Source organism: Streptomyces sp. NBC_00190 (genome assembly GCF_036203305.1).
GTDB lineage: Bacteria > Actinomycetota > Actinomycetes > Streptomycetales > Streptomycetaceae > Streptomyces.
Genome location: NZ_CP108131.1, coordinates 7591625 through 7615118 on the forward strand (window position 1 = coordinate 7591625; position 23494 = coordinate 7615118).

Annotated in this window: 16 protein-coding genes and 2 pseudogenes; 9 read left to right on the top strand and 9 right to left on the bottom strand. The window is 73.6% G+C overall.

From position 1 onward, the window contains the following. Nucleotides 1-3 precede the first annotated feature (3 nt). Complete coding sequence (locus tag OG429_RS35150) at nucleotides 4-1515, bottom strand: FAD-binding oxidoreductase (RefSeq protein WP_328929299.1); 1512 nt, start codon at nucleotides 1513-1515, stop codon at nucleotides 4-6. 147 nt (nucleotides 1516-1662) lie between these two features. On the opposite strand from OG429_RS35150, the gene OG429_RS35155 reads away from it, so the two are divergent. Then, nucleotides 1663-2850: a cytochrome P450 family protein gene (locus OG429_RS35155; protein WP_328929300.1), complete on the top strand. Its 1188-nt coding sequence runs from the start codon at nucleotides 1663-1665 to the stop codon at nucleotides 2848-2850. A 39-nt stretch (nucleotides 2851-2889) separates the two neighbouring features. On the opposite strand, the gene OG429_RS35160 is transcribed toward OG429_RS35155, so the two are convergent. Together OG429_RS35160 and OG429_RS35165 are read right to left on the bottom strand one after the other, a co-directional pair. Further along, nucleotides 2890-3543, bottom strand: coding sequence for a class I SAM-dependent methyltransferase (locus tag OG429_RS35160; RefSeq protein ID WP_328929301.1), 654 nt, complete (start codon nucleotides 3541-3543; stop codon nucleotides 2890-2892). Nucleotides 3544-3602: 59 nt separating this feature from the next. Beyond that, on the bottom strand, nucleotides 3603-5117 hold the full coding sequence (locus tag OG429_RS35165; RefSeq protein WP_328929302.1) for an IucA/IucC family siderophore biosynthesis protein: 1515 nt from the start codon (nucleotides 5115-5117) through the stop codon (nucleotides 3603-3605). Between the two features lie 106 nt (nucleotides 5118-5223). Here OG429_RS35165 and OG429_RS35170 point away from each other — a divergent pair, with 106 nt between their 5' ends. Together OG429_RS35170 and OG429_RS35175 are read left to right on the top strand one after the other, a co-directional pair. After that, nucleotides 5224-6783 (top strand): IucA/IucC family protein, encoded by a 1560-nt coding sequence (locus OG429_RS35170; RefSeq protein WP_328929303.1) that lies wholly within the window; start codon nucleotides 5224-5226, stop codon nucleotides 6781-6783. Nucleotides 6784-6909: 126 nt separating this feature from the next. Beyond that, nucleotides 6910-7683, top strand: a complete 774-nt coding sequence (locus tag OG429_RS35175) for a GntR family transcriptional regulator (protein ID WP_328929304.1) — start codon at nucleotides 6910-6912, stop codon at nucleotides 7681-7683. Here the strand turns inward: OG429_RS35175 and OG429_RS35180 are convergent. Both OG429_RS35180 and OG429_RS35185 read right to left on the bottom strand, forming a co-directional pair. Next, the gene (locus OG429_RS35180) at nucleotides 7663-9225 is read right to left on the bottom strand and encodes a S8 family peptidase (RefSeq protein WP_328929305.1); all 1563 of its coding nucleotides are present in this window, start codon (nucleotides 9223-9225) and stop codon (nucleotides 7663-7665) included. The two genes, OG429_RS35175 and OG429_RS35180, sit on opposite strands and share 21 nt — an antisense overlap. A 101-nt stretch (nucleotides 9226-9326) precedes the next feature. Then, a complete protein-coding gene (locus tag OG429_RS35185; protein ID WP_405676960.1) occupies nucleotides 9327-9716 on the bottom strand; it encodes a MarR family transcriptional regulator in 390 nt (129 codons plus the stop codon). 155 nt (nucleotides 9717-9871) lie between these two features. Here OG429_RS35185 and OG429_RS35190 point away from each other — a divergent pair, with 155 nt between their 5' ends. The 4 genes from OG429_RS35190 (at nucleotide 9872) to OG429_RS35205 (ending at nucleotide 14341) form a co-directional block, all read left to right on the top strand. Continuing rightward, nucleotides 9872-10813: a SigB/SigF/SigG family RNA polymerase sigma factor gene (locus OG429_RS35190; RefSeq protein WP_328929307.1), complete on the top strand. Its 942-nt coding sequence runs from the start codon at nucleotides 9872-9874 to the stop codon at nucleotides 10811-10813. Nucleotides 10814-10993: 180 nt separating this feature from the next. After that, nucleotides 10994-12055: a quaternary amine ABC transporter ATP-binding protein gene (locus OG429_RS35195; RefSeq protein WP_328929308.1), complete on the top strand. Its 1062-nt coding sequence runs from the start codon at nucleotides 10994-10996 to the stop codon at nucleotides 12053-12055. Then, a complete protein-coding gene (locus tag OG429_RS35200; RefSeq protein ID WP_328929309.1) occupies nucleotides 12055-13848 on the top strand; it encodes an ABC transporter permease/substrate binding protein in 1794 nt (597 codons plus the stop codon). Before OG429_RS35195 ends, OG429_RS35200 begins: the two co-directional genes overlap by 1 nt. A gap of 286 nt (nucleotides 13849-14134) precedes the next feature. Then, on the top strand, nucleotides 14135-14341 hold the full coding sequence (locus OG429_RS35205; RefSeq protein ID WP_328929310.1) for a hypothetical protein: 207 nt from the start codon (nucleotides 14135-14137) through the stop codon (nucleotides 14339-14341). On the opposite strand, the gene ligA is transcribed toward OG429_RS35205, so the two are convergent. Beyond that, nucleotides 14331-16403, bottom strand: a complete 2073-nt coding sequence (gene ligA, locus OG429_RS35210; RefSeq protein ID WP_328929311.1) for an NAD-dependent DNA ligase LigA — start codon at nucleotides 16401-16403, stop codon at nucleotides 14331-14333. The two genes, OG429_RS35205 and ligA, sit on opposite strands and share 11 nt — an antisense overlap. Nucleotides 16404-16601: 198 nt before the next feature. Here ligA and OG429_RS35215 point away from each other — a divergent pair, with 198 nt between their 5' ends. Then, the gene (locus tag OG429_RS35215) at nucleotides 16602-19823 is read left to right on the top strand and encodes a TIM-barrel domain-containing protein (RefSeq protein WP_328929312.1); all 3222 of its coding nucleotides are present in this window, start codon (nucleotides 16602-16604) and stop codon (nucleotides 19821-19823) included. A gap of 6 nt (nucleotides 19824-19829) precedes the next feature. Here OG429_RS35215 and OG429_RS35220 read toward each other — a convergent pair. After that, nucleotides 19830-20359 (bottom strand): annotated as a pseudogene (locus OG429_RS35220) (DUF6817 domain-containing protein). Here OG429_RS35220 and OG429_RS35225 point away from each other — a divergent pair. After that, nucleotides 20338-21360 (top strand): annotated as a pseudogene (locus OG429_RS35225) (LysR family transcriptional regulator); the annotation flags it as partial. The pseudogenes OG429_RS35220 and OG429_RS35225 sit on opposite strands and share 22 nt — an antisense overlap. Here OG429_RS35225 and OG429_RS35230 read toward each other — a convergent pair. Both OG429_RS35230 and OG429_RS35235 read right to left on the bottom strand, forming a co-directional pair. Next, nucleotides 21241-22725, bottom strand: coding sequence for an MFS transporter (locus tag OG429_RS35230; protein ID WP_405676956.1), 1485 nt, complete (start codon nucleotides 22723-22725; stop codon nucleotides 21241-21243). The pseudogene OG429_RS35225 and the gene OG429_RS35230 sit on opposite strands and share 120 nt — an antisense overlap. Further along, nucleotides 22722-23324: a TetR/AcrR family transcriptional regulator gene (locus OG429_RS35235; protein WP_328929314.1), complete on the bottom strand. Its 603-nt coding sequence runs from the start codon at nucleotides 23322-23324 to the stop codon at nucleotides 22722-22724. The genes OG429_RS35230 and OG429_RS35235 overlap by 4 nt, the downstream gene beginning before the upstream one ends. Nucleotides 23325-23494: the final 170 nt, after the last annotated feature.

The window sequence follows — 23494 nt, forward strand, 5'->3', positions numbered from 1 at the left end:
CTCCTAGAGGGCCTGGGGGAAGCGGAAGAGGCGGTCGGGGTCGTAGGTACGGCGGACCTGTTCCAGCCGGGCGAGGTTCGGTCCGTAGTAGGCCTCGCGCCAGCCGTCGAGCTTCGGGTCGGTGTAGTTCTGGTACGCCCGGCCGCTCGCCCAGGGCCGCAGGGCCTGCCAGAGACCGTCGAGCCAGCCCTGGTGCCGGGCGACCTCGGCGGCCGTCGCGGACTCGGGCCAGTAGGCGAGGTACTGGGCGAGGAAGGCGCTGTCACGGTGGACGAACGCGGTGGCGGCGGCCGCGACCCGGTTCACGGCGCCACCGCAGACCCCGTCGAACTGCACCACCCCGAGGCCGCCGCGCGGAACCGCGGATCCGTAGCGCCGGACGGCGGCCAGCACGGCGCCGACCGCCGCGTCGGGCAGCCCGGCGCCCGTCCAGAAGTCGGAGCGCGCCGCGTACGAATCCCGGCCCAGCCGCCCCCGCGGGTCCCGGCCGGGCAGCGTGCCCGGCAGCCGGCACTGCTCCGCGGTCCGCTCCAGACAGCCCGACATGGCCCGTACGGTGTCCCCGTAGCTCCGTACGACCGTCCAGCTGTCCGACGCCGGCCGGCCGACCAGGTCCGAGAGCCGGGTCAACTGCCCTTCCAGCTCGGCGCGCCCGTCGAGGCACACGACCCGGACCGCCGGGGGTGGCGCGGTGGTACCTGATTCGACCGTGAACTCCACCTGGCTCCAGAACGGGTCCGGGAGCCCGGCCAGCCAGCGCTGCCAGCCGCGCAGCACCGCCGCCGAGTCGGCGGCGGCCCAGTGGAGTTCGGCGAAGGCGCAGTCGCCCACCGGGTGGGTGCGGAAGCGGAATTCGGTGACCACCCCGAAGTTGCCGCCCCCGCCGCCCCGCAAGGCCCAGAACAGCTCGGCGTCCCGGTCGGCGGAGACCTCGCGGACGGCGCCGTCGGGGGTGACCACGCGGGCCCCGGTGAGCCGGTCGGCGGTGGTGCCGTGGGCCCGCGCGGCCAGCCCCAGACCGCCGCCGAGGGCGAGTCCGGCGATGCCGACGGAAGGGCACAGTCCGGTCGGGACGGCGAGCCCGCGTGCGGCGAGGGCGGAGTTCACGTCCCCGAGCCGGGCTCCCGCTCCGATCCGTACGCCGTCCCCGTCGGCGGCCACCGCAGCCATGGCTCCGGCGTCGACCACCAGCCCGCCCGCGCGCGTCGACCACCCGGCGTAGCCGTGCCCGCCGCCCCGCGCGACCACCGGCACGGCGGAGCGCCGGGCGAAGTCCAGACAGACGGCCACGTCGCCGGCGTGCGCGGGATAGGCCACCGCGCCCGGAGCCACGGCGTCGTACCGCGGCTGGAACAACTGCCGCGCCTCGGCGTAGTCCCGGTCGCCCGGGAGCACCACCCGCCCGTCGATCCCGCGGGCGAGCGCGCCGTAGTCCGGACCGCGGACGGTCGCCGCGACGGAGGCGAGGACGGCCGCGGCCACGCTGCCCAGGACCCGGCGCCGGTGGAGGCTCATGCCTCCTTCCTCCCACCGCCCGCGCCGATCGCCGTGAAGGCGGGCCCACAGAGGCCGGGTTGACCCCCGAACGGCCCACAGCCGAAACGATCCGGCTTCTCATATATCCCGTTCGGGCCCGGCGGCGATCACCTTAGGCTGCGCCCCATGCCTCTTACCGACATGACCGCACACGCCGAAGAGTTCAACGCCGACCCCTATCCCTTCTACGCCGCACTGCGCTCCGTCGGGCCCGTCCACCGGATCGTCATCGCGGGCGACCGGACCTGGCTGGTCGTCGGCCACGACGAGGCCCGCCAAGCCCTGGCCCACCCGGCCCTGTCGAAGAACTGGCTCGGCCAGGAACTGTTCGCGAACACGCCGGTGACCGCCACCGCCGCCAACATGCTCGACTCGGATCCGCCCCAGCACACCCGGCTGCGCCGCCTGGTGGCGGGCGAGTTCACCTCCCGCAGGGTCGAGGCCCTGCGCCCGCGCGTGCAGCAGGTCACCGACGAACTGCTGGACGCGATGGCCGCGGCCCCGGACCGCCGGGGCGACCTGATCCGGTCCTTCGCCGCCCCGCTGCCGATGACCGTCATCTGCGAACTCCTCGGCGTACCCGACCTGGACCAGGAGCGGTTCCGTTACTGGTCCGGCGAGATCGTGGCCCCGCTGGACCCGGCCAACCCGGACCCCAGGGTGATGGAGGAGATGACCGCCTACCTGTACGAGCTCGTCGAGGCCAAGGCCGCGGACCCCGGCGAGGACCTGCTCAGCGCGCTGATCCGGACCAGGGACGAGGACGGCGACCAGCTGTCCCCGGAAGAGCTGATCGGCATGGCCTTCCTGCTGCTGGTCGCCGGGCACGAGACCACGGTCAACCTGATCGGCAACGGCGTACGGGCCCTGCTCGCCCACCCGGACCAGCTGGCGGCCCTGCGCGCCGATCCGGACGGGCTGATCGACGGCGCGGTGGAGGAGATGCTCCGCTACGACGGCCCGGTGCAGCACGCCACCTACCGCTTCGCCCGTGCCGACCTGGAGATCGGGGGCACCCTCATCGAGGCCGGTTCCTCCGTCATGGTCGGGCTCGCCGCGGTCGGCCGCGACCCGGCCCGGTTCACCGGGCCCGACGACTTCGACATCCGCCGCACCGGGCCGAGCCATCTCGCCTTCGGCCACGGCATCCACTTCTGCCTCGGCGCCCCGCTCGCCCGCATGGAGGGCCGCATCGCGGTCCGGTCCCTGCTGGAGCGGTTCCCCGACCTGGCCGAGGACCCGGACGCCGGCCCGCGCGACTGGCTTCCGGGCACCCTCATGCGGGGCGTGAGCCGGCTTCCGCTGCGCTGGTAGCCGGGGATCCCGGCCGCCGGCAGCTGCGGCCGCCGGGGCTCAGGCCTTGCGCGCGAGCAGGAACCCCTGCGGACCCTTCTCGTCGCCGTCGGGTTCCCGCACCAGGCGGCCCACCTCGGCGAGGCCGGCCCCGGCGAGCAGCCCGGCGATCAGGTCCGGCGGGGTCCAGTACACGTCGAGGTCGACCGGATGCCCGTACGCGTGCTCCAACCGGATCTTGCGGTCGCCCGCTTTGAAGCCGATCAGCACGTAGCCGCCCGGGGCCAGGACCCGTGCGAACTCGGCGAATAACGTGGGCAGTCGGGACGGCGGGGTGTGCACCGTGGAGTACCAGGCCAGCACCCCGCCGAGTACCCCGTCCGCCACGTCCAGCGCGGCCATCGAGCCCACCTCGAAGCGCAGCCCCGGATACGTCCGCCGGGCCACGGCCACCATCGCGGGGGACAGGTCGACGCCGAAGGCCCGTACGCCGAGCGAGTCCAGATGCGCCGTCACCCGGCCCGGACCGCAGCCGAGGTCCGCGACGGCGCGGCCCGGCCCGCCCCGGTCGCCGCGCACGTACTCGGCGAACGCGGCCAGCATGGACCGGTCCAGCGGCTTGCCGGACAGTTCCGTGCCGAGTATCCGGGCGTAGTCGGTGGCGACGGTGTCGTAGGAAGTCTGTACGGAGCTCAGGTTCCAGGTCTCTGTCATGCCCCTGGACAGTATCCTCCGGACTCCGTCCGGAGGGAATCCCGTCCATGTGCTCCGGCTCACCCTCCGGTCAGGGGATTGGGCAGCTCCGCCCACTGATCACCCGGGACACCGGGGCTCAGCCGCATCAGCGTGAGCGCCTTGGTGGGCAGCGGGCCGGTCAGCAGCGCTTCGGTGTCGGCGGTCGCGGGCAGGCCCGCCGCCTCGGCGAAGGCGTCGGCGAAGGCCCCGGCCGAGCCCGCCGTGGCACCGAGCGCACCGGTCAGAAGCGACCCGAACAGCTTGCGCCGCAGCGCGGCCACGTCGTCGGTGATCAGCCTGCCGGACAGGGGCGGCACCGGCAGCCCGTGCCGGACCAGCCGGGCCGGGCTGATCCGGATGTCGGCGAGGTCCCGGTAGACCAGCCGCAGCGGGGCGCCGGTGGCGGAGAGGACGACCAGGAGGTTCTGGCCGTGGGCCTCCAGCGCCACCCCGAGCTCCAGCACGCGCAGGCACACCGAGAGCGCGAGACGCGCGAACTCGGCGCGCCAGGCGGCCGAGCGCGCCTGCGGGAACGAGGCCAGGGCCGCCACCGGCAGCACCCGCTCACCGGCGGCGGCGTCCGCGTAGACCTCCGGCGGCTCGCGCAGCACGGCCGCCAGGTCCGGGCTGTGCGCGGTCGCCGCGCTCAGGGTGCGGGTGAAGCGCAGCCGGCCGTCGAGGCGCTCGGACAGCCTCTGGGCGAAGTCGGACACGGCCGCCGCCGTTTCGACGGAGTAGCCGGAGATGTCCCGTACGGAGGAGGTCAGCCGGGTGCTCAGCGCCGTCTTGACGTGCGCGCCGCCCGCCACCGGGGCGAGGGTGCGCAGGGCCATCAGCGGATGCGCCGCGAAACCGTCCCGCACCCGCTCGTGCTTGAGGGTGTGCGCCGCCTGCCAGGGATGCACCGGGACCATGATCCGCCCCGCGTCCCGCAGCTCCGCCGGCCAGTCACCGGTGACCAGGCACTCCTCGGCCCGTACGGGGACCAGGCCGAGCTCCACCACGGGGCGGTGCTCGGGGGCGTACGCCAACTGCTCGGCCACCGAGAAGCCGGGCCGGGAACGGCAGTTCGGGTGGTACGGATGCCCGTCGACCACCCGCTGCTCCCACTGCCAGGTGGTGAGCGCGGCGACGTCCGGGTCGGCGGGCGCCTGCCCGGCCCGGGAGAGCGCGAGGGAAGCCGTGCTGCCGTCCAGCTCGGCGGCGAACTCCTCGCCGTGCGGGACCCCCAGCGCCGCCACCAGCCGCGCGGCGTGCCGGTAGGGCTTGCCGTCGAGCAGCAGCTCCGTCACGTACGCGTCGGTGGCGTAGGCGTCCGGCGGCGGGCCCTCCAGTCGCCCGCCGCCCGCCAGCAGCAGTTCCAGGCCGGTGCGGCCCCGCTCGCGGGCCGCCACCCACGGCAGCGGTTCGAAGGCGAGCGCCCGCCACAGCCGGGTCAGCACGGCCGCCCGGGCGCCGTCGAGCGCGGCGCTGTACGCGGGCTCGAGCGCGGGCCGCACGGCGGCCAGTTCCGCGGCGACGGCCTGTTCGGCGGGGGAGACGGGAAAGTACATCGGAGGCTCCGCGGATCGGGTTGTCGCTTGACCGGATGATCACCTCATCATCGCGGATACTGAAGATCACGACCGGAGGTCGCGTCCCGCGATCCCGGCGCACCGGATGGACCGAATGGAACCAGTGGACCTCAACGCCGCCGCCGACACCTATGCCGCCACCCCGCTCCTGAACTGCCTGCTCCGGGAGGCCGCCGAATCCGCCGAGGAGCACGGTGCGGGCGTCCACCGGCTGCGCGGCAGCGGGCGGCTGCTCCGGGTGCGGGGCGGCCGTCGGCCGGTGCGCCCCGAACTGCGCCTGGCGGGCGGCTGGCGTCTGCTCAGCCACTCCGAGCTGGTCAAACTCACCTCCGACGAACTGGGCCGGTACACCGGGGTTCCGAACGACGAACTCCCGGTCGAGATCACCGACAGCCGGGACGCGGTCGCCGCACTGCTGGCCGCCCGCGCCACCGCCGAGCCCCCGGTGGACCCGTACCTGCTCTCCGAGCAGTCCCTGGTCATGGGCCACCCGAACCACCCCGCCCCCAAGGCCCGGGGCGGGGCGCCGGTCGGCAGCTGGCTCCCGTACGCGCCGGAGGCCCACGCCCGCTTCCCGCTGGCCTTCCTGGGGCTGCGCGAGGACCAGGTGGCGGAGGAGGGCGGACCGGCCGCCGCCGCGGCGATCGACTCCCTGGCCGATGCCCTCGACGGGCCGCGCCCGCCCGCCGGCTACCGGCTGCTGCCCGCCCATCCCTGGCAGCTGGACCTGATCGGCTGCCGGACGACGGTGCGCGAGGCCTTCGCCGACGGGCGGCTGCTGCGGCTGGGCGAGAGCCGCCGGCCGGCCTGGCCGACCGCCTCGATCCGGACCCTGTACGTGCCGGACCGGTCCGCCGACCTCTTCGTGAAGTTCAGCCTCGACGTCCGGATCACCAACGACGTGCGCCGGCTGTGGCGGCACGACCTGCTGAAGCTGCGCCGTACCGACGCGGCGGTCGAGGCCGGCTTCGCCGCGCTGCGCCGGGCCGGTTCGGGAGCGGCCTGGCTCGCCGACCGCGGCTACCGGACCGCCGGCTTCGCCTTCGAGCAGCTCGCGGTGCTGGTCCGGGACGGCTTCCACGACGGGCACGCGCACGCCGCGCCCGGGGCCACCCCGCTGCTGGCGGCCGCGCTCGCCGAGGGCTACGCCGGAAGCCCGCTGGCGGGCACCGCCGACCCGGCCGCCTGGTGGCGGGCGTACCTGCGCCAGGTCGTGCCGCCGGTGCTGGAGCTGTTCGCCCGCCACGGTGTCGTGCTGGAGGCGCACCTGCAGAACAGCCTGGTCGCCGTCGACGCGGCGGGCATGCCGGTGCAGGCCCTCTTCCGCGACGCGGAGGGGGTCAAGCTGCTGCCCGACCTGGACCGCGCGGCGGCCTGGCAACGGCTGGTCTACTGCCTGGTGGTCAACCATCTGGCGGAGATCGCGGGGACGCTGTGCGAGCGGCATCCGGACATCTCCGCGCTCGTGTGGCCGGCCGTACGGGAGGAGTTCGTACGCTACGACACCACGCGCGGCCTGCCCGAGATCGCGCAGCTGCTCGCCGCCCCCGCCCTGCCCGCCAAGACCAACCTGCTGCTGCGCTGGACCCGTGCCGACGGCGCGGACGCCCGCTACCTGCCGCTGCCGAACCCGCTGCGGGGGTGAGGGGAGGGTGAGTAACCGGCCAAGGTGGTGCCCGGACCGCGTCCCGCTCTCACATAGAGGTATAGACCAATGCTACGTTGGGCGGGCAGACCGCGCAGTCCTTGACCACCCGTCAGAGGAGAAGCCATGCCCCCCTCCCCATCGCGGGGCGGCGGCCCGGCCGCCATGCCCAAGTACCTGCGGATCGCCGCGGCGTTGCGGCAGGAACTCGACCGCGTCGCGCACGTCCCCGGCGGCAGACTGCCCTCCGAACGCAGCCTGGCCGCCCGCTACCAGGTCAACCGGCAGACCGTCAGGGCCGCGCTCCGGCACCTGCGCGAGGACGGCCTCGTCGTCACCGGCCGCCGCGGCACCCGGTCCGTCGCCGTGGACGCCGCGGCTGCCGCACCCCTGTCCGCCCCCGTCCCCTCCCCCCTCCTCGCGCAGAGCTGGCTCACGCTGGTGACCGTGCCGCCCTCGCTCGCCGCGCTGCTCGGCATGAGCGGCGGGGAGCGCACCCTCGTCCTGCACCGGCGCGAACGCGGCCCGGCGGGCGAGGCGCTGCGGCACGCCGTCACCTACCTGAGCCCGGGCGCCGTCGCGCGCAGTCCCGAACTGGCCCGCTACCGCGACCGGCCGGCGCCGGTCCGCGACGAGGACCTGGACCCGCTGTACCACTGGCTCGACCGGGCCGCGGGGGACGGCCGGGTCGCCGAGACCCTCACCATGACCCGCACCACGCATCCGCCGGCCGCCGCGTCGCAGGCCGGCGGCCTGACCGTGCGCCGCACCCTGCACGACGCCTCCGGCCGGCTGCTGGCCGTCACCGATCTGGCCTTCCCCACCTGGGACCGGCTGACCTTCCACCGCGACCCCGAGCGCCCGTACTCCGTGAAGGGCTCAGAAACGCAGGGCCCATGAGTCGATGTAGCCGGTGTTGCCGCTCCGCGTGTCGAACACGCGCAGTCGCCAGACCCCGTTCGCGGTCCTTGAGGACGCGTCGATCGCGATGACCACGGTGTAGTCGGTCTCGATCCACGCCTCCCACTCGTCCTTGACGGGGTATGCCGTGCCGTCCGGGGCGATCACGTCGATCCGCAGGTCCCCGACGTCCGGATGCCTGACGGCGATCTCGACGTCGAGGTCCGCCGGGGCCGTACCGGACACCCCGCTCACGGTGATGGGGGAGTCGACCGTCGCCTGATCGGCCACCGGGTAGTCCGTGGTGTTCGCGAACCGCCGACCCGGCGGCCGCTGCGGTGAACCGCCCGCGTAGAGCAGCCGGTTGGCGGAGCCCGGGCCCGGGTCGATGACCGATCCGGTGCTGGCGTAGGCGGTGAGGGCCGCGCCGACCTGGGCCGGGGTCGCCGTCCGGTGGGTGGAGAGGTGGAGCGCCGCCACCCCGGTGACGTGCGGGGTCGCCATCGAGGTACCCGACATGGTCGTGTACCAGTCGTCGGAGAAGTACGCGGCCGACGAGATGGAGTCCCCGGGGGCGAACAGGTCGACCAGAGGCCCGTAGTTGGAGTAGGAGGCGCGGTGGTCGTAGTCGCCGACCGCCCCTACCGTCAGCGCCGCCTGGACCCGGGCGGGGGAGTGGCCCGAGGCGTCGATGTCCTGGTTGCCGGCGGCCACCGCGTAGGTGATCCCCGAGGCGATGGAGTTGCGGACGGCGGCGTCCAGTACGTCGTCGGGGTCCCCGCCCAGGCTCATGTTCGCCACCGCAGGCTTCGCCGCGTTGCGCGTCACCCAGTCGACGCCCGCCACCACCTGCTCCGTGGTGCCCTGGCCCGTGTAGTCGAGCACCCGGACCGCGACGATCTTGGCCTGTTTGGCGACCCCGTGCGTGGAGCCCGCGACCGTACCGGCGACATGGGTGCCGTGGCCGTGGTCGTCCTCGGAGCTCATGTCGTCGTCGACGGCGTCGTAGCCGTAGGAGGCGCGCCCGCCGAAGTCCTCGTGCGTGATGTGGACGCCGGTGTCGATGATGTACGCGGTGACGCCCTGCCCGGCCGAGTCCGGGTAGGCGTAGGCGGCGTCCAGCGGGAGACGCCGCTGGTCGATCCGGGACAGACCCCAGGAGGGCGGGTCCGGCTGGGTGGCGTCGAGCTTCAGCGTCCGGTTCTGCGCCACCTCGGCGACGGCAGGGTCCGCGGCGAGCCGCCTGGCCTGCCGCTCCGTCAGCTGTGCGGAGTACCCGTTCAGCGCGGCGTCGTACGTGCGGCGGATCTTTCCGCCGGAGCGTTCGACCACGCTCCGGCCCCGCGCGGTACGGGACGTCGCGCGGGCGGGGTCGAGGAGGACGAGGTAGCTGCCGGCGACGGCTCCCGGCGCGCCCGCGTAGCGGACGGACCCCTCCGGCGGACTCGCCGCCGAGGCCCCGGTGTGCAACCCGAGCGCGAGCGCGGCGGCCAGCGCGAAGGCGGCGCCGCAGCGCCGCCATAAATGCGGTCTCGTGTTCATGTGGCCAAGGCTGGGGCCGTTGCGGAGCAGGGCACAAGGGGGCCGGGGGCTGCTGGGGCGGGAGTGCGGAATGTGAGTGCGGGAACGGGCCTAAGCGTCGCTTAGGAGGGCTCCGCCAAGAGGTCCGGGACCGGAGCGATGCCCAGGAGCTCGGTGGCTTCCGCGTCGCTGATGTCAGGAGCCGGCGGCGGAGCGTCGGGGTCCGCGGAGGCGCCGGTCAGCAGGGCGAGCAGGCCGGCCACTTGGACACCCGCCTCGGCCGGGTGGCGGAAGACCGCGCCCGGGGAGATGTCGTACCGATTGCGTCGGCCGTCGCGGACGCGCCGCAGATATCCGTCCGTCTCCAGGTCGGTGACGATCGTCTGCACGGTCCGCTCGGTCAGTCCGCACACGGCGGCGACGTCCCTGAGCCGCACGGCCGGGTCCCGGGCGATGGTCACCAGAACGCGGGCGTGATTGGTCAGGAATGTCCAGTTTTGTCGCTGAGACATGCTCCCCATGCGGTCATGATGCGATACGCGATTCATGTGATGCAAGACGTGAAATGCATTTCCGGTAATTCTTGACGTACGACCAGAAGCGGTCCACCATCTACGGCAGTCAAGGTCCCGCGCCGCAAGCCGACCAGCCCAAGGAGCGAACCCCCATGCCGGTCCCTGCCCCGTCCCCCCATACCGCCACCGCCTCCGCGGCACTCCCCACCCCCCGTCGGAGCGCCGAAGCGGCCCGCCTCGCGGGCCTGCCCCGGATCGACGAGCCGCGCGAGGTGGCCCCGGCGGACGCGAGGGAGCTGTCGAAGGTCTTCTTCCGGCGGCTGCGCGAACTGACCGAGGGCACCGCGGAGTACCAGTACGTCCGCAACACCCTCATAGAGATGAACGCCTCACTCGTCCAGTACGCCGTGCGCCGCTTCCGCAACCGCGGCGACGGTGGTGACATGGACGACATCGTCCAGGTCGGCACCATCGGCCTGATCAAGGCCATCGACCGGTTCGACCCGGCCCGCGAGAACGAGTTCTCCACGCTGGCCATGCCGTACATCACAGGCGAGATCAAGCGGCACTTCCGCGACACCTCCTGGGCCGTCCGCGTCCCGCGCCGGCTCCAGGAGCTGCGCATCGACATCGCGAAGGCGAAGGAATCGCTGACCATCGAGCTCGACCGCTCGCCCACCGTCGCGGATCTCGCCGGCCACCTCGGCCTCTCGGAGGAGGAGGTCATAGAGGGCCTCTTCGCCGCCAACGGCCACACCAGCGGTTCCCTGGACGCCCCGCAGGCCGCGCACTGCGAGTACGGAGGCGGCCGGACGGAGGGGCAGACCCTCGCCGACGTCATGGGCGAGGAGGAGCCGGCCATGGAGCTGGTCGAGGACATCCAGACCCTGGCGCCGCTGCTGGAACAGCTCACCGACCGCGAGCGCCGGATGCTGCGGATGCGCTTCGGCGAGGAGCTGACACAGGCGCAGATGGGCGCCGCTCTCGGCATCTCGCAGATGCAGGTCTCGCGCCTGCTGACCCGGCTCCTGCAGCACCTGCGTGCCTCGATGCTGACGGACGAGCCGGAGGGCGCGGGCGCCGGACATACGTGAGGTAGATCACCTTTGCGTTTGCTCAGGTGAATACAGGGCACGAGCGCGGCTGGAGCGGAACCGTGCTCTCCGGCACATGGTGACGGAGAGCACGGCGCACGCGGGCGGATCCCGTCCCGCTCCACGGCCCGCGCTGGCCCGTCCGGCGCGCGCCGTACCCGTACGACCCGCGAGGTACATGTGTCCACGCTCCAGGCCGAGCACGTCTACAAGGTGTTCGCGAGACACCGCGACGACCAGGCGGCCGCGGTCCGCGCGCTCGAGGCCGGCACCAGCCGCGACGAGCTGCGCGCCGACGGAACGACGGCCGCGGTGATCGACGCCTCGTTCCGCGTCGAGCCGGGACAGATATTCGTCGTCATGGGTCTGTCTGGATCCGGCAAGTCCACGCTGCTGCGCATGCTCAACGGGCTCCTGGAGCCCACCTCGGGACGCATCCTCTTCGACGGCGAGGACCTCACCGCGCTCAGTCCGCGCGAGCTGCGCCGCGTACGCGCCACCAAAATCAGCATGGTGTTCCAGCACTTCGCGCTGTTCCCGCACCGCGACGTCCTGGAGAACGCCGGCTACGGACTGGAGGTCCAGGGCGTCCCCCGGGCCGAGCGCGAGCGCCGGGCCGCCGAGGCCCTGGCGCTGTGCGGGCTCGGCGGCTGGGAGAAGTCCTGGCCCGACGAGCTCTCCGGCGGCATGCAGCAGCGCGTGGGACTGGCCCGCGCCCTGGCCACCGACGCCGACCTGCTGCTGATGGACGAGTCGTTCAGCGCCCTCGACCCGCTGATCCGCCGCGACATGCAGGACCAGCTCCTCGAACTCCAGCGGCGGCTGAAGAAGACGATCGTCTTCATCACCCACGACCTCAACGAGGCCATGCGCCTGGGCGACGGCATCGCCGTCATGCGCGACGGCCGCATCGTCCAGCAGGGCACCGCCGAGGACATCCTCATCCGTCCCGCCGACGAGTACGTCGCCTCCTTCGTCCAGGACGTGGACCGCTCGCGCGTGCTCACGGCCGACGCCGTCATGGACGAGGCGCCCGCCGGGGCGGACGCCTGCGGCTGCCCCACCGTCAGCGCCGGCACCGCGCTCGCCGACCTGTGCGCGGTCAGCGCCCGGGTCCCGCACCCGGTCGCCGTCACCGACGAGGACGGCGCCGTCATCGGCTCCGTACCGAAGGACCGCCTCGTCGCCTTCCTCGGTGACGAACAACGGCCCCCGATGGCCTGTGCGGAGGTGGCCGCCTGATGCCCCGCCTACACCTCGGCGCCTGGGTCGACAGCGGTGTCGACTTCCTCCAGCGCCACCTGTCCTGGCTCTTCGACGCCATCAGCGCGCTCGTCACCGGCCTCTACGACGGCATCGACGCCGCGCTCTCCGCCCCCGCCCCGCTGCTGTTCGCGGGCATCCTCGCGCTCGCCGCCTGGTGGCTGCGCGGGCTCCTCGCGGGGCTGCTGGCCTTCGCCGGCCTCGCGCTCGTCGACTCCGTCGGGCTGTGGTCCGAGGCCATGTCGACGCTGTCGCTGGTCCTGGTCGCCACCCTCGTCACGCTGTTCTTCGCGATCCCGCTCGGCATCTGGGCTTCGCGTTCCGACCGGGTCAGCGCCGTCCTGCGGCCCGTCCTGGACTTCATGCAGACCATGCCGGCCATGGTCTACCTCATCCCCGGCATCATCTTCTTCGGGGTGGGCGTGGTGCCCGGCATCATCGCGACCATCATCTTCTCGCTGCCGCCGGGCGTACGGATGACCGAGCTCGGCATCCGCCAGGTCGACGCGGAGCTGGTCGAGGCGGCCGAGGCCTTCGGCACCACCCCGCGCGACACCCTGGTCCGCGTCCAGCTGCCGCTGGCCCTGCCGACCATCATGGCGGGCGTCAACCAGGTCATCATGCTCGGCCTGTCCATGGTCGTCATCGCCGGCATGGTGGGCGGCGGCGGACTCGGCGGTGCCGTCTACCGGGCCATCGGCAACGTCGACATCGGCCTCGGCTTCGAGGCGGGCGTCTCCATCGTCATCCTCGCCATGTACCTCGACCGGATGACCGGGGCCCTCGGCCGCCAGGTCTCCCCGCTCGGCAGGCGCGCCCTCGCCAAGGCGCGGGCCGCCGCCACCGGCGCGGCCAAGGTGTGGAACCACCGCCCCCGGCCCGCCTACGCCGTCACCGGCGCCGTCGTACTCGCGCTCGTCGCGGGCGGGCTCGGCACCTTCGGCGGCTCCACCGCCGAGGGCGGACCGGCCGGTGCCGCGAACATCGGCAAGGGCCGCACGGTCTCCATCGGCTACATCCCCTGGGACGAGGGCATCGCCTCCACCTTCCTGTGGAAGGAGCTCCTGGAACGGCGCGGCTTCAAGGTCGACACCAGCCAGCTGGAGGCCGGCGCCCTCTACACCGGCCTGGCCGGAGGCCGGATCGACTTCCAGACGGACGCCTGGCTGCCCGTCACGCACGCCCAGTACTGGGAGAAGTACGGGAACAAGCTGGAGGACCTCGGTTCCTGGTACGGCTCCACCTCGCTGGAGCTGTCCGTGCCCTCGTACGTGAAGGACGTGCGCTCGCTCGCCGACCTCAAGGGCCGGTCCGGGGAGTTCAAGGGCCGGATCATCGGCATCGAGCCGAGCGCCGGCGCCATGTCCATCCTGAAGGACAAGGTCCTGGGCGAGTACGGCCTGGAGGGCGAGTACCAGGTCGTCGACGGCTCCACCCCCGGCATGCTCGCCGAGCTCAAGCGGGCCTACGACAAGAAGGAGCCCGTCGTGACCGTGCTGTGGTCCCCGCACTGGGCGTACTCCTCCTACGAGCTGACCAAGCTGGTGGACCCGAAGGGCGTCTGGGGCAAGGGCGACGGCATCCACACCCTGGCCCGCGAGGGCTTCGCCGCCGACGAGCCCGACGTGGCGCGCTGGCTGCGGTCCTTCAAGCTCACCGAGGAGCAGCTGACCGGCCTGGAGGCGAAGATCCAGGACACCGGGAAGGGCAAGGAGCAGCAGGCGGTCCGTGCCTGGCTGGCCGAGCACCCCGAGGTCGACAAGCTGCCCTGACCTCGAGGCGCACCGGCGCGGGCGGGGGACCGGCAGGCGCGCGCCCGGCCGGGCGCGGGACCGTACGAGGTTCCGCGCCCCGCCGGCGCTGCCCGCCGGTGCCGCCCTCCGGCCTGGTGGCGGCCTGCGGCGGGTGCGGTTGATCACCAAGTGCCCGCAAGTGGACCGGAATCCTCCTGCAGACCACACCTCTGACCAGCCGGAACTCTGGACGATTCGCCCGTGCGGCGGAGAGCCGCTCCATGGCACAGTGCGGTCAGGCCAACCGCACGACCAGGGAGCGTCCATGCGCGATCAGCACTCCACGCCGCTCGCCGCCGCACCCGGGTGCCGCGCGCAGCCTGCCCCGCTGCCCCGCTGTCCGGTGTGCGCGGGGATGCCGGAACGCATCTCGTGGCGACAGCGGCCGGGACAGCCGGTGGTGCTGGCCTTCGACCCCTGCGGTCACCGGTGGACCTCACCGGCCCCGCCGGTGCTGGCCGTCACACCGTGAGGAAGGCGGCGATGCGCTCGGCGAAGGCCTCCTCGCCGACGATCTCGATGCCGGCCTCCTCGGCCTTGGCCACCTTGCCACCCGCCTTCTCGCCCGCCACCAGCAGGGTCGTCCGCCCGGATATGCCGCTCGCCGACTTCCCGCCCGCCCGCTCGATCAGCTCCCGCACCTTGTCGCGGGTGTCGTACGCCGCCAGCGCGCCCGCCATCCGACCGGTGACCACCACGGTCTGACCGGCCAGTGGTCCCGGCCCGGCCCCGGCCCCGGCCCCGTCGCCGTCCCCTGCGGCGGCGGGTACGGCCTGCGGCTCCGTGAGGTTGACCCCGGCGGCCGCGAGCTTGTCGATGACCGGCCCCAGCTCCGCGACCTGCGCGACGATGGCGGCCGCCTTCGTGTCGCCGACCAGCTCCACCCCCGTCATCGCGGCCGCGTCGGCGGCCCGGACGGCCTCCATCGTCCCGAAGTGCCGGGCGATCCGCCGGGACATGCCCCGCCCCGTGCCGACGATGCCGAGCGCGCAGAACACCCGGGACAGCGGCCTGCCCTTCGCCGCCCCGATCTGCTCGACCAGCTTCGCCGCCCGCTTCTCGCTCCCGGCGGCCTGGGCGAGCCGCGCCTCGTCGAGGGTGAACAGGTCCGCCACGTCCCGGACGTGACCGGCCTCGACGAGCGCCCGTACGTACTTCTCGCCCAGGCCGTCGATGTCGAGCTGGTCCCGTCCGGCGGCATACAGGATCGCGGCGATCCGCCCGCAGTCGGCGGGCTGCGCGCAGCGCCACCGCTCCTGCGACCGGTCGATCTCCCCGGCGCAGCCCGGGCACACGGCCGGCGGCTCGATCGGCCGCTCCGCCCCGGTGCGCAGCTCGACCACCGGAGCCTCGACGCGCGGGATGACGTCCCCCGCCTTGTACACGGTCACGGTGTCGCCGAGGCGCAGCCCGCGGCGCTCGATGTCGGCGGGGTTGTGGAGCGTGGCGTGCCTGACCACCGAGCCGTCTATCTCCACCGGTTCGAGGACCGCGGTGGGCGCGAGCACCCCCGTGCGCCCCACCGACCAGGTCACATCGAGCAGCCGGGTACGCCGCTCCACGGCCGGCAGCTTGTAGGCGGTCGCCCAGTGCGGGTGGCGCGATCCGGTGCCGACCGCGGTCTGTTCGGCCAGGGCGTCCAGCTTGACGACCACCCCGTCTATCCCGAAGGGCAGCCCGGCGCGGAGCGCGGCGATGCGGTCGACCTGCTCCTGCACTTCGGCGAGCGTGGCCACCACGGCCAGACCGGCGGGGGTGGCCGCCGCGGTCTGGACGCCCGCCCGCGCGACATGGGCCATGACCTCGGAGTGGCTGGTGCCGGGAAGGGCGCTGCCGCCGTCGAGTTCGACCGCGCCGAAGGCCCAGAAGGTCATCTCCACCGTGTACGGGCGCCCCTTGGCACGCAGCGTGCCTGCCGCGCCGTTGCGGGGATTGGAGAACGGGCCGGCCCCGTGCTCGGCACGTATCGCGTTGGCCCGCTCGAACTGCTCAGCCGTCAGCAGGACTTCGCCGCGCACCTCGAAGGAGGCGTCCGTGGCCAGCTCCCTGGGCAGCCCGGCGATCGTGCCGATCGCGTGCGAGACGTCCTCGCCGCCGGTGCCGTTGCCCCGGGTGACGAGCTGGACCAGCCGGCCCCCGCGGTACCGCGCGGCCAGCGAGGCCCCGTCCAGCTTCGGTTCGACCGCGTACCCGCCCATGACCGGGGCCCCGAGCCGCCGGAGCACCGAGGCCTCCCAGTCGAGCAGGTCCTGCGGGCTGAACACGTTGCCCAGCGAGAGCATCGCGGCGGTGTGCGCCACGTCCCCGGCAGGTACGGCCCCGCCCGCCACCTTCCCCGTCGGTGTGGCGGGGTCGGTGTGCTCCGGGTAGCGCTCCTCGTAGGCCTTTATCAGGCCGAGGAGGAGGTCGAACGAAGCGTCGTCCAGGGCGGATTCCCCGGAGCCGTAGTACGCGGCCGAGGCCCTCAGGGCGGCGCCGATCGCGTCGGCGTACTCGTCGCGGTCGGCCAGGGCGGGAGCGGTGGTCGTCGTCATGTCCTGATCTTCGCGCAGGGGTCTGACAACGGCCCTGCGACGGCGGGTGCGTGGACGCGGTGGTGCGATGTGCATAAAGATGCTTGATGGGGTACGACTTCGAGCATCTTCCTTCAGGAATTCCCGGCGGAGCGCTATCTTGCCAGGTGCATGCCAAAGCGGTGTGTCCGCGATCCGGACCGCACGAGGAGCTGCCCCATGAGACTGCCAGGCATCCCCAGGACCCCAGGACGCCAGGGCCGCCCGGCCCGCACTCCCCGGCGGCGGCGCATCCCCGCCGCCCTGCTCGCCGCCGCCCTCGCCGTCGGCGGCCTGTCCGCCGCCGGACCGGCCGCCCCGCCCGCCGCCGCGTCCCCCGCCGCGCCCGCGGCCACGGCGGGCAACGTCACCGGCTTCAGCCAGGCCGGGAACACCTTCACCGTCACGGCCTCCAGCGGAGCCAAGGCCCGTGTGGTCGTCGCCCGCGCCGACATCTTCCGGCTCTGGCTCTCGCCCGACGGTGCCTTCACCAACGACCCCGCCGGCAGCGACCTCGCCCCCACGACCGACTTCGGCTCCGTCACGACGAACTGGGCCGACGCGGGCACCTACTACCGGATCACCACCGCGGCCCTGTCCATCCGGGTCAACAAGTCGCCCCTCCAGTTCTCCGTCTACCGGGCCGACAACACCACCCCCGTCTGGCAGGAGACCCAGCCCACCAGCTGGACCGGCAGCCAGAGCACCCAGTACCTGGCCCGGGGCGCGGACGAGCAGTTCTACGGCACCGGCCTGCGCCTGGGCGAATGGGCGCTGCGCGGCAAGACCGTCCCCGTCGCGGTCGACAACAAGTGGCGCGAGAACACCAACGCCAGTCCCGCCCCCTTCTACATGTCGACCAACGGGTACGGCGTCATGCGCAACACGTGGGCGCCGGGTTCCTACTCCTTCAACGCCCCCACCGCCCTGACGCACGACGAGAAGCGCTTCGACGCCTGGTACTTCACCGGTGACTCCCTCAAATCGGTGCTCGACGCGTACACCGACGTCAGCGGCAAGCCGTTCATGGCGCCGATGTGGGGCTTCGAACTGGGCAACGCCGACTGTTTCAACGCCTCCAACCCCGACTACCAGGGCGACCACAACCGCGCCCGCCACCAGACCACCCCCGACGTCGTCGGGTACGCGGCCGACGCCCGAGCCGCCGACATGCCCTCGGGCTGGTTCCTGCCCAACGACGGCTACGGCTGCGGCTACACCGCGCCCCTCAAGTCGACGGTGGACGCGCTGAAGGCCAAGGGCTTCCAGACCGGTCTGTGGACCTCCACCGGCCTCGGCTCCATCGCCGACGAGGTGGGCACGGCCGGGAGCCGCGGCGTGAAGACGGACGTGGCCTGGATCGGCAGCGGCTACAAGTACGCCTTCAACGGGGTGCAGCAGGCCGTCGACGGCATCGAGAAGAACTCCGACGCCCGGCGCTACGTCTGGACCGTCGACGGCTGGGCCGGTACCCAGCGCAACGCCGTCGTGTGGACCGGCGACACCTACGGCACCTGGGACGACATGCGCTGGCACGTCCCCGCCATCGCCGGCGCGGGCCTGTCCGGCATCAACTACGCCTCCGGCGACGTCGACGGCATCTTCGGCGGCAGCCCCAAGACGTACACCCGGGACCTCCAGTGGAAGGCCTTCACCCCCGCCTTCATGACCATGTCCGGCTGGGGGGCGGTCAACCCGGCCGCCGGCTACCAGGACAAGCAGCCCTGGCGCTTCGCCGAGCCGTACCTCTCCATCAACCGCAAGTACCTCCAGCTCAAGATGCGGCTGATGCCGTACCTCTACACGATGAGCAAGGCCGCCAACGAGACCGGCGTGCCCAGCACCCGTGCGATGGTCCTCGAATACCCCGACGACCCGGTGGCCCGCGGGAACCTCACCAGCGGCCAGTTCATGGCCGGGGACTCCCTCCTGGTCGCACCCGTCGTCTCCGACACCGACGTCCGGGACGGGATCTACCTCCCCGCCGGCACCTGGACGGACTACTGGACGGGCCGTACCTACGCGGGCCCGGGCTGGCTGAACGGCTACCGCGCCCCGCTGGACACACTGCCCCTCTTCGTCAAGGGCGGCGCGATCGTGCCGATGTGGCCGCAGATGAACTACACCGGTGAGAAGCCGGTCTCCACCCTCACCTACGACATCCACCCCCGCGGCAACTCCTCCTTCAGCCTCTACGAGGACGACGGCCGCACCCGCGCCTACCAGTCCGGGGCCTACGCCCGCCAGCAGGTGGACGTCACCGCCCCGGCGGCGGGATCCGGCACCGTCACCGTCTCCGTCGGGGCCTCCACCGGCAGCTACACCGGCAAACCGGCCTCCCGCGGCTACGAGTTCACCCTTCACGTGGCCTCCGCGCCCACCGGCCTCACCGCCGACGGAGCCGCACTGACGCGCCTGACCTCCAAGTCCGCCTATGACGCGGCCACGTCCGGCTGGTTCTTCGACCCCTCCGACCGCTCGGGCGTCCTGTGGGTCAAGACGGGTACGAAGACGGGCGCGTTCAGCGTCTCGGCCACCGGCACCGGCATCCCGCCGGCGGGCGCCCTGCCCACGTCCGCCCCCATCGCCCAGTCGGGCTGGTCCCTGGTCTCGGCGGACAGCCAGGAGAGCAGCGCCGAGAACGGGGCCGCCACCAACGCCTTCGACGGGAACCCGGCCACCCTGTGGCACACCGCGTGGTCGTCCGCGAAGCCCGCCCCGCTCCCGCACGAGATCCAGATCGACCTCGGGGCCCGCTACGCGGTGGACGGCCTCGGCTACCTTCCCCGCCAGGACGGCGGGGTCAACGGCCGCATCGGCGGGTACGAGGTCTACGTCTCCGACACCACCGCCGACTGGGGCTCACCCGTGGCGAGCGGCACCTTCGCCGACACCGCCGCGGCCAAGACCACCGCCCTGTCCGTGAAGAGCGGCCGCTACCTGCGCCTGAAGGCACTCACCGAGGCCGGTGCCCGCGGCCCGTGGACCAGCGCCGCCGAGATCACCCTCACCGGCCGCCCGGCCCCGTTTCCGGCCGACGCCACCCTCGTCAACGCCGCCTCCGCGAGCTGCGTGGACCTGCCGCACAGCGCCACCACTCCGGGCACCGAACCCACCCTCTACACCTGCCACGGCGGCCCCAACCAACGCTGGACCCTCCAGTCCGACGGCCGCCTCACCGGCCTCGGAGGCGTCTGCCTGGACGCCGCGAACGCCTCCCGCGTGAGCATCCGGACCTGCGACGGCAGCGCCGGCCAGTCCTGGCAGGCGGGTCCCCAGAGCAGCCTGCGCAACGTCGGCCAATGCCTCACCCCGGCCGGTGCCGCCACCGCCAACGGTACCGTCCTCACCCGCGCCGCCTGCGACAACACCCCCGCCCAGCGCTGGACCTTCACTCCCTGACCGCGCTCACCCGCCGAGCACGGCCTGGCACTCCCGCCAGGCCGGCTCGCTCAGCAGACCCCGGAACCGGCCGAAGAGGGAGAGCAGTTCGCCGCCCCACGCCTCCCGGAAGGCGGGGTCGGTCCGCGCGAGATCGAGCTCGTTGGCGGCGGACAGCTCGGCGAAGTCCCGGCGCAACTGCGGGGCGGGGAGTGGACGAGGCCGGTGAACCGGTCCCGTACGGCCGACTCCCCCTCGCCGAGCACCGGATAGGACGCCGCCCGGTCGAAAGAGGCGTAGAAGTACACGACGGCCTCGGCCTCGGCGCCGATGACCGCGGCCAGTTCGGCCCGCCGGGCGACCGGCAGCAGGGCGGTGGCGAAGCCGTCCGTCCGGTAGAACGCGTGGCACAGGCCGGCCTGTTGGAGCGCGGGCCGTGCTCCCCAGGCGGCGAGCAGCTCCCGTACGCGTCCCAGGTGGGCGAGGAGGGTTCCGCCGGGATGCGCGACGCGCTCGGCGCCGAGCTCCCGGAGCCATGCGACGGCTTCGTCCGGCACGGGACACGTCCCTTCGGGGGGTGGTGGTGGGTCGGCACCCGTCCCCGCCGTCGCCTGGGGTCCGGACCGTGGCGACGGCGGGGACGGGTTGCCGCCCGGGCCCTGCACCGATCTTGATCCAGCCCAAGTCCCAAGTCAATCCACCGATTTGCTCCCCACATCCAAGGGATACCTTGGATGTCGTGACCCTCGACGATCTCCGCGTGTTCGTGGCCGTCTGCCGCGCGGGCAGCCTCAGCGCCGTCGCCCGCGACCTCGGCCGCACCCAGTCGGCCGTCAGCCAGCACGTCCGCCGCCTGGAGAAGCAGACCGGCGCGAGCCTCCTGGAGCGCCACGCCCGCGGGGTCGTGCCCACCGAGGCGGGCCGCATCCTCCAGGCAGCCGCCGCCGACGGCATCGCGGGCCTCGACGGCGCCCTGCGCCGCCTGGACGACCTCGTACGGGGAGGAGGCGGCTCGGTGCGCGTCACCACCGGCGCGACCACCGTGCGGCACTTCATGTCCGAGGCCGTCGTCACCTTCCGCCGCCGGCACCCCGAAGTGAGCCTGGAGTTCCAGACGGAGAACTCCAGCCGCAGCTGTTTCGACGCCCTCGCCGCCGACGACCTCGACCTCGCCTGGATCACCATCGGCGCCCCGGTCCGCGGCATCGAGCAGCGTCCCGTCATGGCACTGCCCTGGGTGCTCGCGGTCGGCGCCGACGACCCGCTCGCCGCCCGCGCCCGGATCGACCCCGCCGACCTCGCCGGAATCCGCCACATCCGGCTGCCGGAGAACTCCGCCTCCCGCGCGCACCTGGACGCCGCCTTCGCGGAATTCGGCATCCGGGTGAGCTCGGACACCAGCGTCGCCGACTGGGACACCGCCCTGCTGCTCGCCGAACTAGGCCTGGGCCACGCCGTCGTACCCGCGCTGCCCGGCTGGCGGGTCCCCGGCACCGACGGGCCGCTGCGCCTGGTCCCCGTCCCCGGCCTGCCGCCCCTCAAGGTCGGCTGGGCGGTCCGCCGCTGGGCCGCCCTTACCCCGCTGGCCCGCGGCTTCGCCGACGAGGTCGCCCGCAGCTGCACGGCCCGCGCCGCGGCCGGGCAGGAGTGACGCCGGCAGCAGCCCCGCGGCGGCCAGCAGGGCCAGGGCCGTCGGCGAGGAGCCCGTCACCCCCGCGCCCGCGGCGACGGCGATCCCGAGGGCCGGGCCGATGTTCGCGGCCGTCTGCTTGAGCCCGCCGACCACACCCGCGTACCCGGCCGGGGCCTCCCCGACCACGGTCCCGGTGGCGGTGACCATCACGGTGGTGAACCCGGCGCCGAGCAGCGCGAATCCGAGCGCCGAGGCGGGCTCGGCGTCGAGCATCGCGATGCCGAGCACGACCAGCGCGGTACCGGTCAGCGCGGTCGGCCGCGGTCCCTGCCGACGCGACGCCAGCCCCGCCACCGGCGCCCCCGCGACCATCAGCGCGGTCAGCGGCAGCACCCGCAGCCCGGTGTCGAGCGGGTCCAGCCCCTGTACGTCCTGGAGTCGGAAGGTCGCCGTGAACAGCGCGCCGAACAGCCCGGCGGAGACGGCGAGCAGTAGCGCCATCGAGGCCGCCACCGGCCGCGACCGGGCCACGGCGGGCGGTACGAGCGGCAGCGCGGCGCGCCGCTCGCGGCGCAGGAACAGGATCCCGAGCACGGCGGCGCCGCCGAACCCGAGCAGCGTCGGCGTACCGGTCCAGCCGTGCGCCGGCACACCGACCAGCGCGTGCACGAAGACGGCGAGGGACGCCGCCAGCAGGGCCGCGCCGGTGAGTTCGAGCCGCCCGGGCTCCGCGCGGGGCGGCGCCGGCGCCCGTACGGCGAGCGTCAGCACGGCGATGGCCAGCGCGAGCGGCACGTTGACCGCGAACACGGCCCGCCACCCCCACTGCGCGACCAGCACGCCCCCGAGCAGCGGACCGGCCGCCGCGGCCAGCCCGATCGCGCCGGTCCGCACCGCGATCGGCGTGGCCAGCCGGTCGGGCGGGTACGCGAGCCGCAGCAGCGCCAGCGTCGCGGGCTGGAGCAGCGCCCCGAACACGCCCTGCACGGCGCGCAGTGCGATCACCCAGCCCACGCCGGGCGCGAAGGCGATGCCCGCCGAGGCCGCGGCGAATCCGAGGACTCCGGTGAACAGCAGCCGCTGGTGCCCGTACCGGTCGCCGAGCCGCCCGGCGACGACCAGGAAGGCGGCCACGGCCAGCAGATAGGCCGTGCTGGTCCACTGGACCTCGGCCACGCTCGCCCCGAGACCACGCCGCAGGCTCGGCTGCGCCACCGTCAGCACGGTGCCGTCCAGGGCGACGAGCGCGGCCCCCGAGACGCTGACGGCCAGCGCCAGACGCCGCCTCACGAGGACTCCGGAGCCGGACCGAGGTGCGCGTCGAGGGCGGCGTCGACGATCCGGTCCACCGTCGCGGCGGGCAGGACCAGCGGCAGACTGCCCCACGCCCACAGCTGCGCCACGCCGTGCAGGTTGGCCCACAGCGCGGCCGCGGTGACCTCGGGGTCGTCCGCCCCGCAGCGGGAGACGAGGGTGGCGAGCAGCTCGAACAGCGGCCGTGTCGACTCCCGCAGCCGTGGTCCGCCTGACGGCTCCTGGCCGGTGCTGTCCAGCAGCTCGTGCCGGAACATCAGCTCGAACATGCCGCGGTGCTCCAGTGCGTAGCCCACGTACGCGCCCCCCAGCGCCCGCACCCGCTCGCGCGGCGACGCGGCCCCGGCGCTCGCCGCCGCGAACCGGGCGCCGAGGTCGGCGAACCCGCGCCGGGCGATGGCCGACAGCAGCGCCTGGTGGGTGGGGAAGTAGCGGCGCGGCGCGCCGTGGGAGACCCCGGCCCGGCGGGCGATCTCGCGGAGCCCCAGCGCGGAACGCCCCTCGGTCAGTACGAGTTCCACGCCGACGTCGATCAACCGCTCGCGGAGCGGGCCCTCCTGGCTCTCCTGTGTCATAGACACTGTCTACCAAGATTCCTAGACAGTGTCTACTCGTCGGCGGTGGAGAGCCGGGAACCGCGGCATCCGGGTGTCGGCCTCCGGGACGCCGCGCTGCGGCCGAGTGGCCCCCGCCAGGGCCGCTTTCGAGTGACACCGCCGCTCGGCGGCGGGCGCGGCCCCGTCGG

Coding starts and splice junctions, on each gene's coding strand:
- OG429_RS35215 (WP_328929312.1), top strand. CDS start 16,602: ATGAGACTGCCAGGCATCCCCAGGACCCCAGGACGCCAGGGCCGCCCG.
- ligA (WP_328929311.1), bottom strand. CDS start 16,403: ATGACGACGACCACCGCTCCCGCCCTGGCCGACCGCGACGAGTACGCC.
- OG429_RS35185 (WP_405676960.1), bottom strand. CDS start 9,716: ATGTCTCAGCGACAAAACTGGACATTCCTGACCAATCACGCCCGCGTT.
- OG429_RS35150 (WP_328929299.1), bottom strand. CDS start 1,515: ATGAGCCTCCACCGGCGCCGGGTCCTGGGCAGCGTGGCCGCGGCCGTC.
- OG429_RS35165 (WP_328929302.1), bottom strand. CDS start 5,117: ATGTACTTTCCCGTCTCCCCCGCCGAACAGGCCGTCGCCGCGGAACTG.
- OG429_RS35155 (WP_328929300.1), top strand. CDS start 1,663: ATGCCTCTTACCGACATGACCGCACACGCCGAAGAGTTCAACGCCGAC.
- OG429_RS35205 (WP_328929310.1), top strand. CDS start 14,135: ATGCGCGATCAGCACTCCACGCCGCTCGCCGCCGCACCCGGGTGCCGC.
- OG429_RS35170 (WP_328929303.1), top strand. CDS start 5,224: ATGGACCGAATGGAACCAGTGGACCTCAACGCCGCCGCCGACACCTAT.
- OG429_RS35235 (WP_328929314.1), bottom strand. CDS start 23,324: ATGACACAGGAGAGCCAGGAGGGCCCGCTCCGCGAGCGGTTGATCGAC.
- OG429_RS35160 (WP_328929301.1), bottom strand. CDS start 3,543: ATGACAGAGACCTGGAACCTGAGCTCCGTACAGACTTCCTACGACACC.
- OG429_RS35180 (WP_328929305.1), bottom strand. CDS start 9,225: ATGAACACGAGACCGCATTTATGGCGGCGCTGCGGCGCCGCCTTCGCG.
- OG429_RS35190 (WP_328929307.1), top strand. CDS start 9,872: ATGCCGGTCCCTGCCCCGTCCCCCCATACCGCCACCGCCTCCGCGGCA.
- OG429_RS35200 (WP_328929309.1), top strand. CDS start 12,055: ATGCCCCGCCTACACCTCGGCGCCTGGGTCGACAGCGGTGTCGACTTC.
- OG429_RS35175 (WP_328929304.1), top strand. CDS start 6,910: ATGCCCCCCTCCCCATCGCGGGGCGGCGGCCCGGCCGCCATGCCCAAG.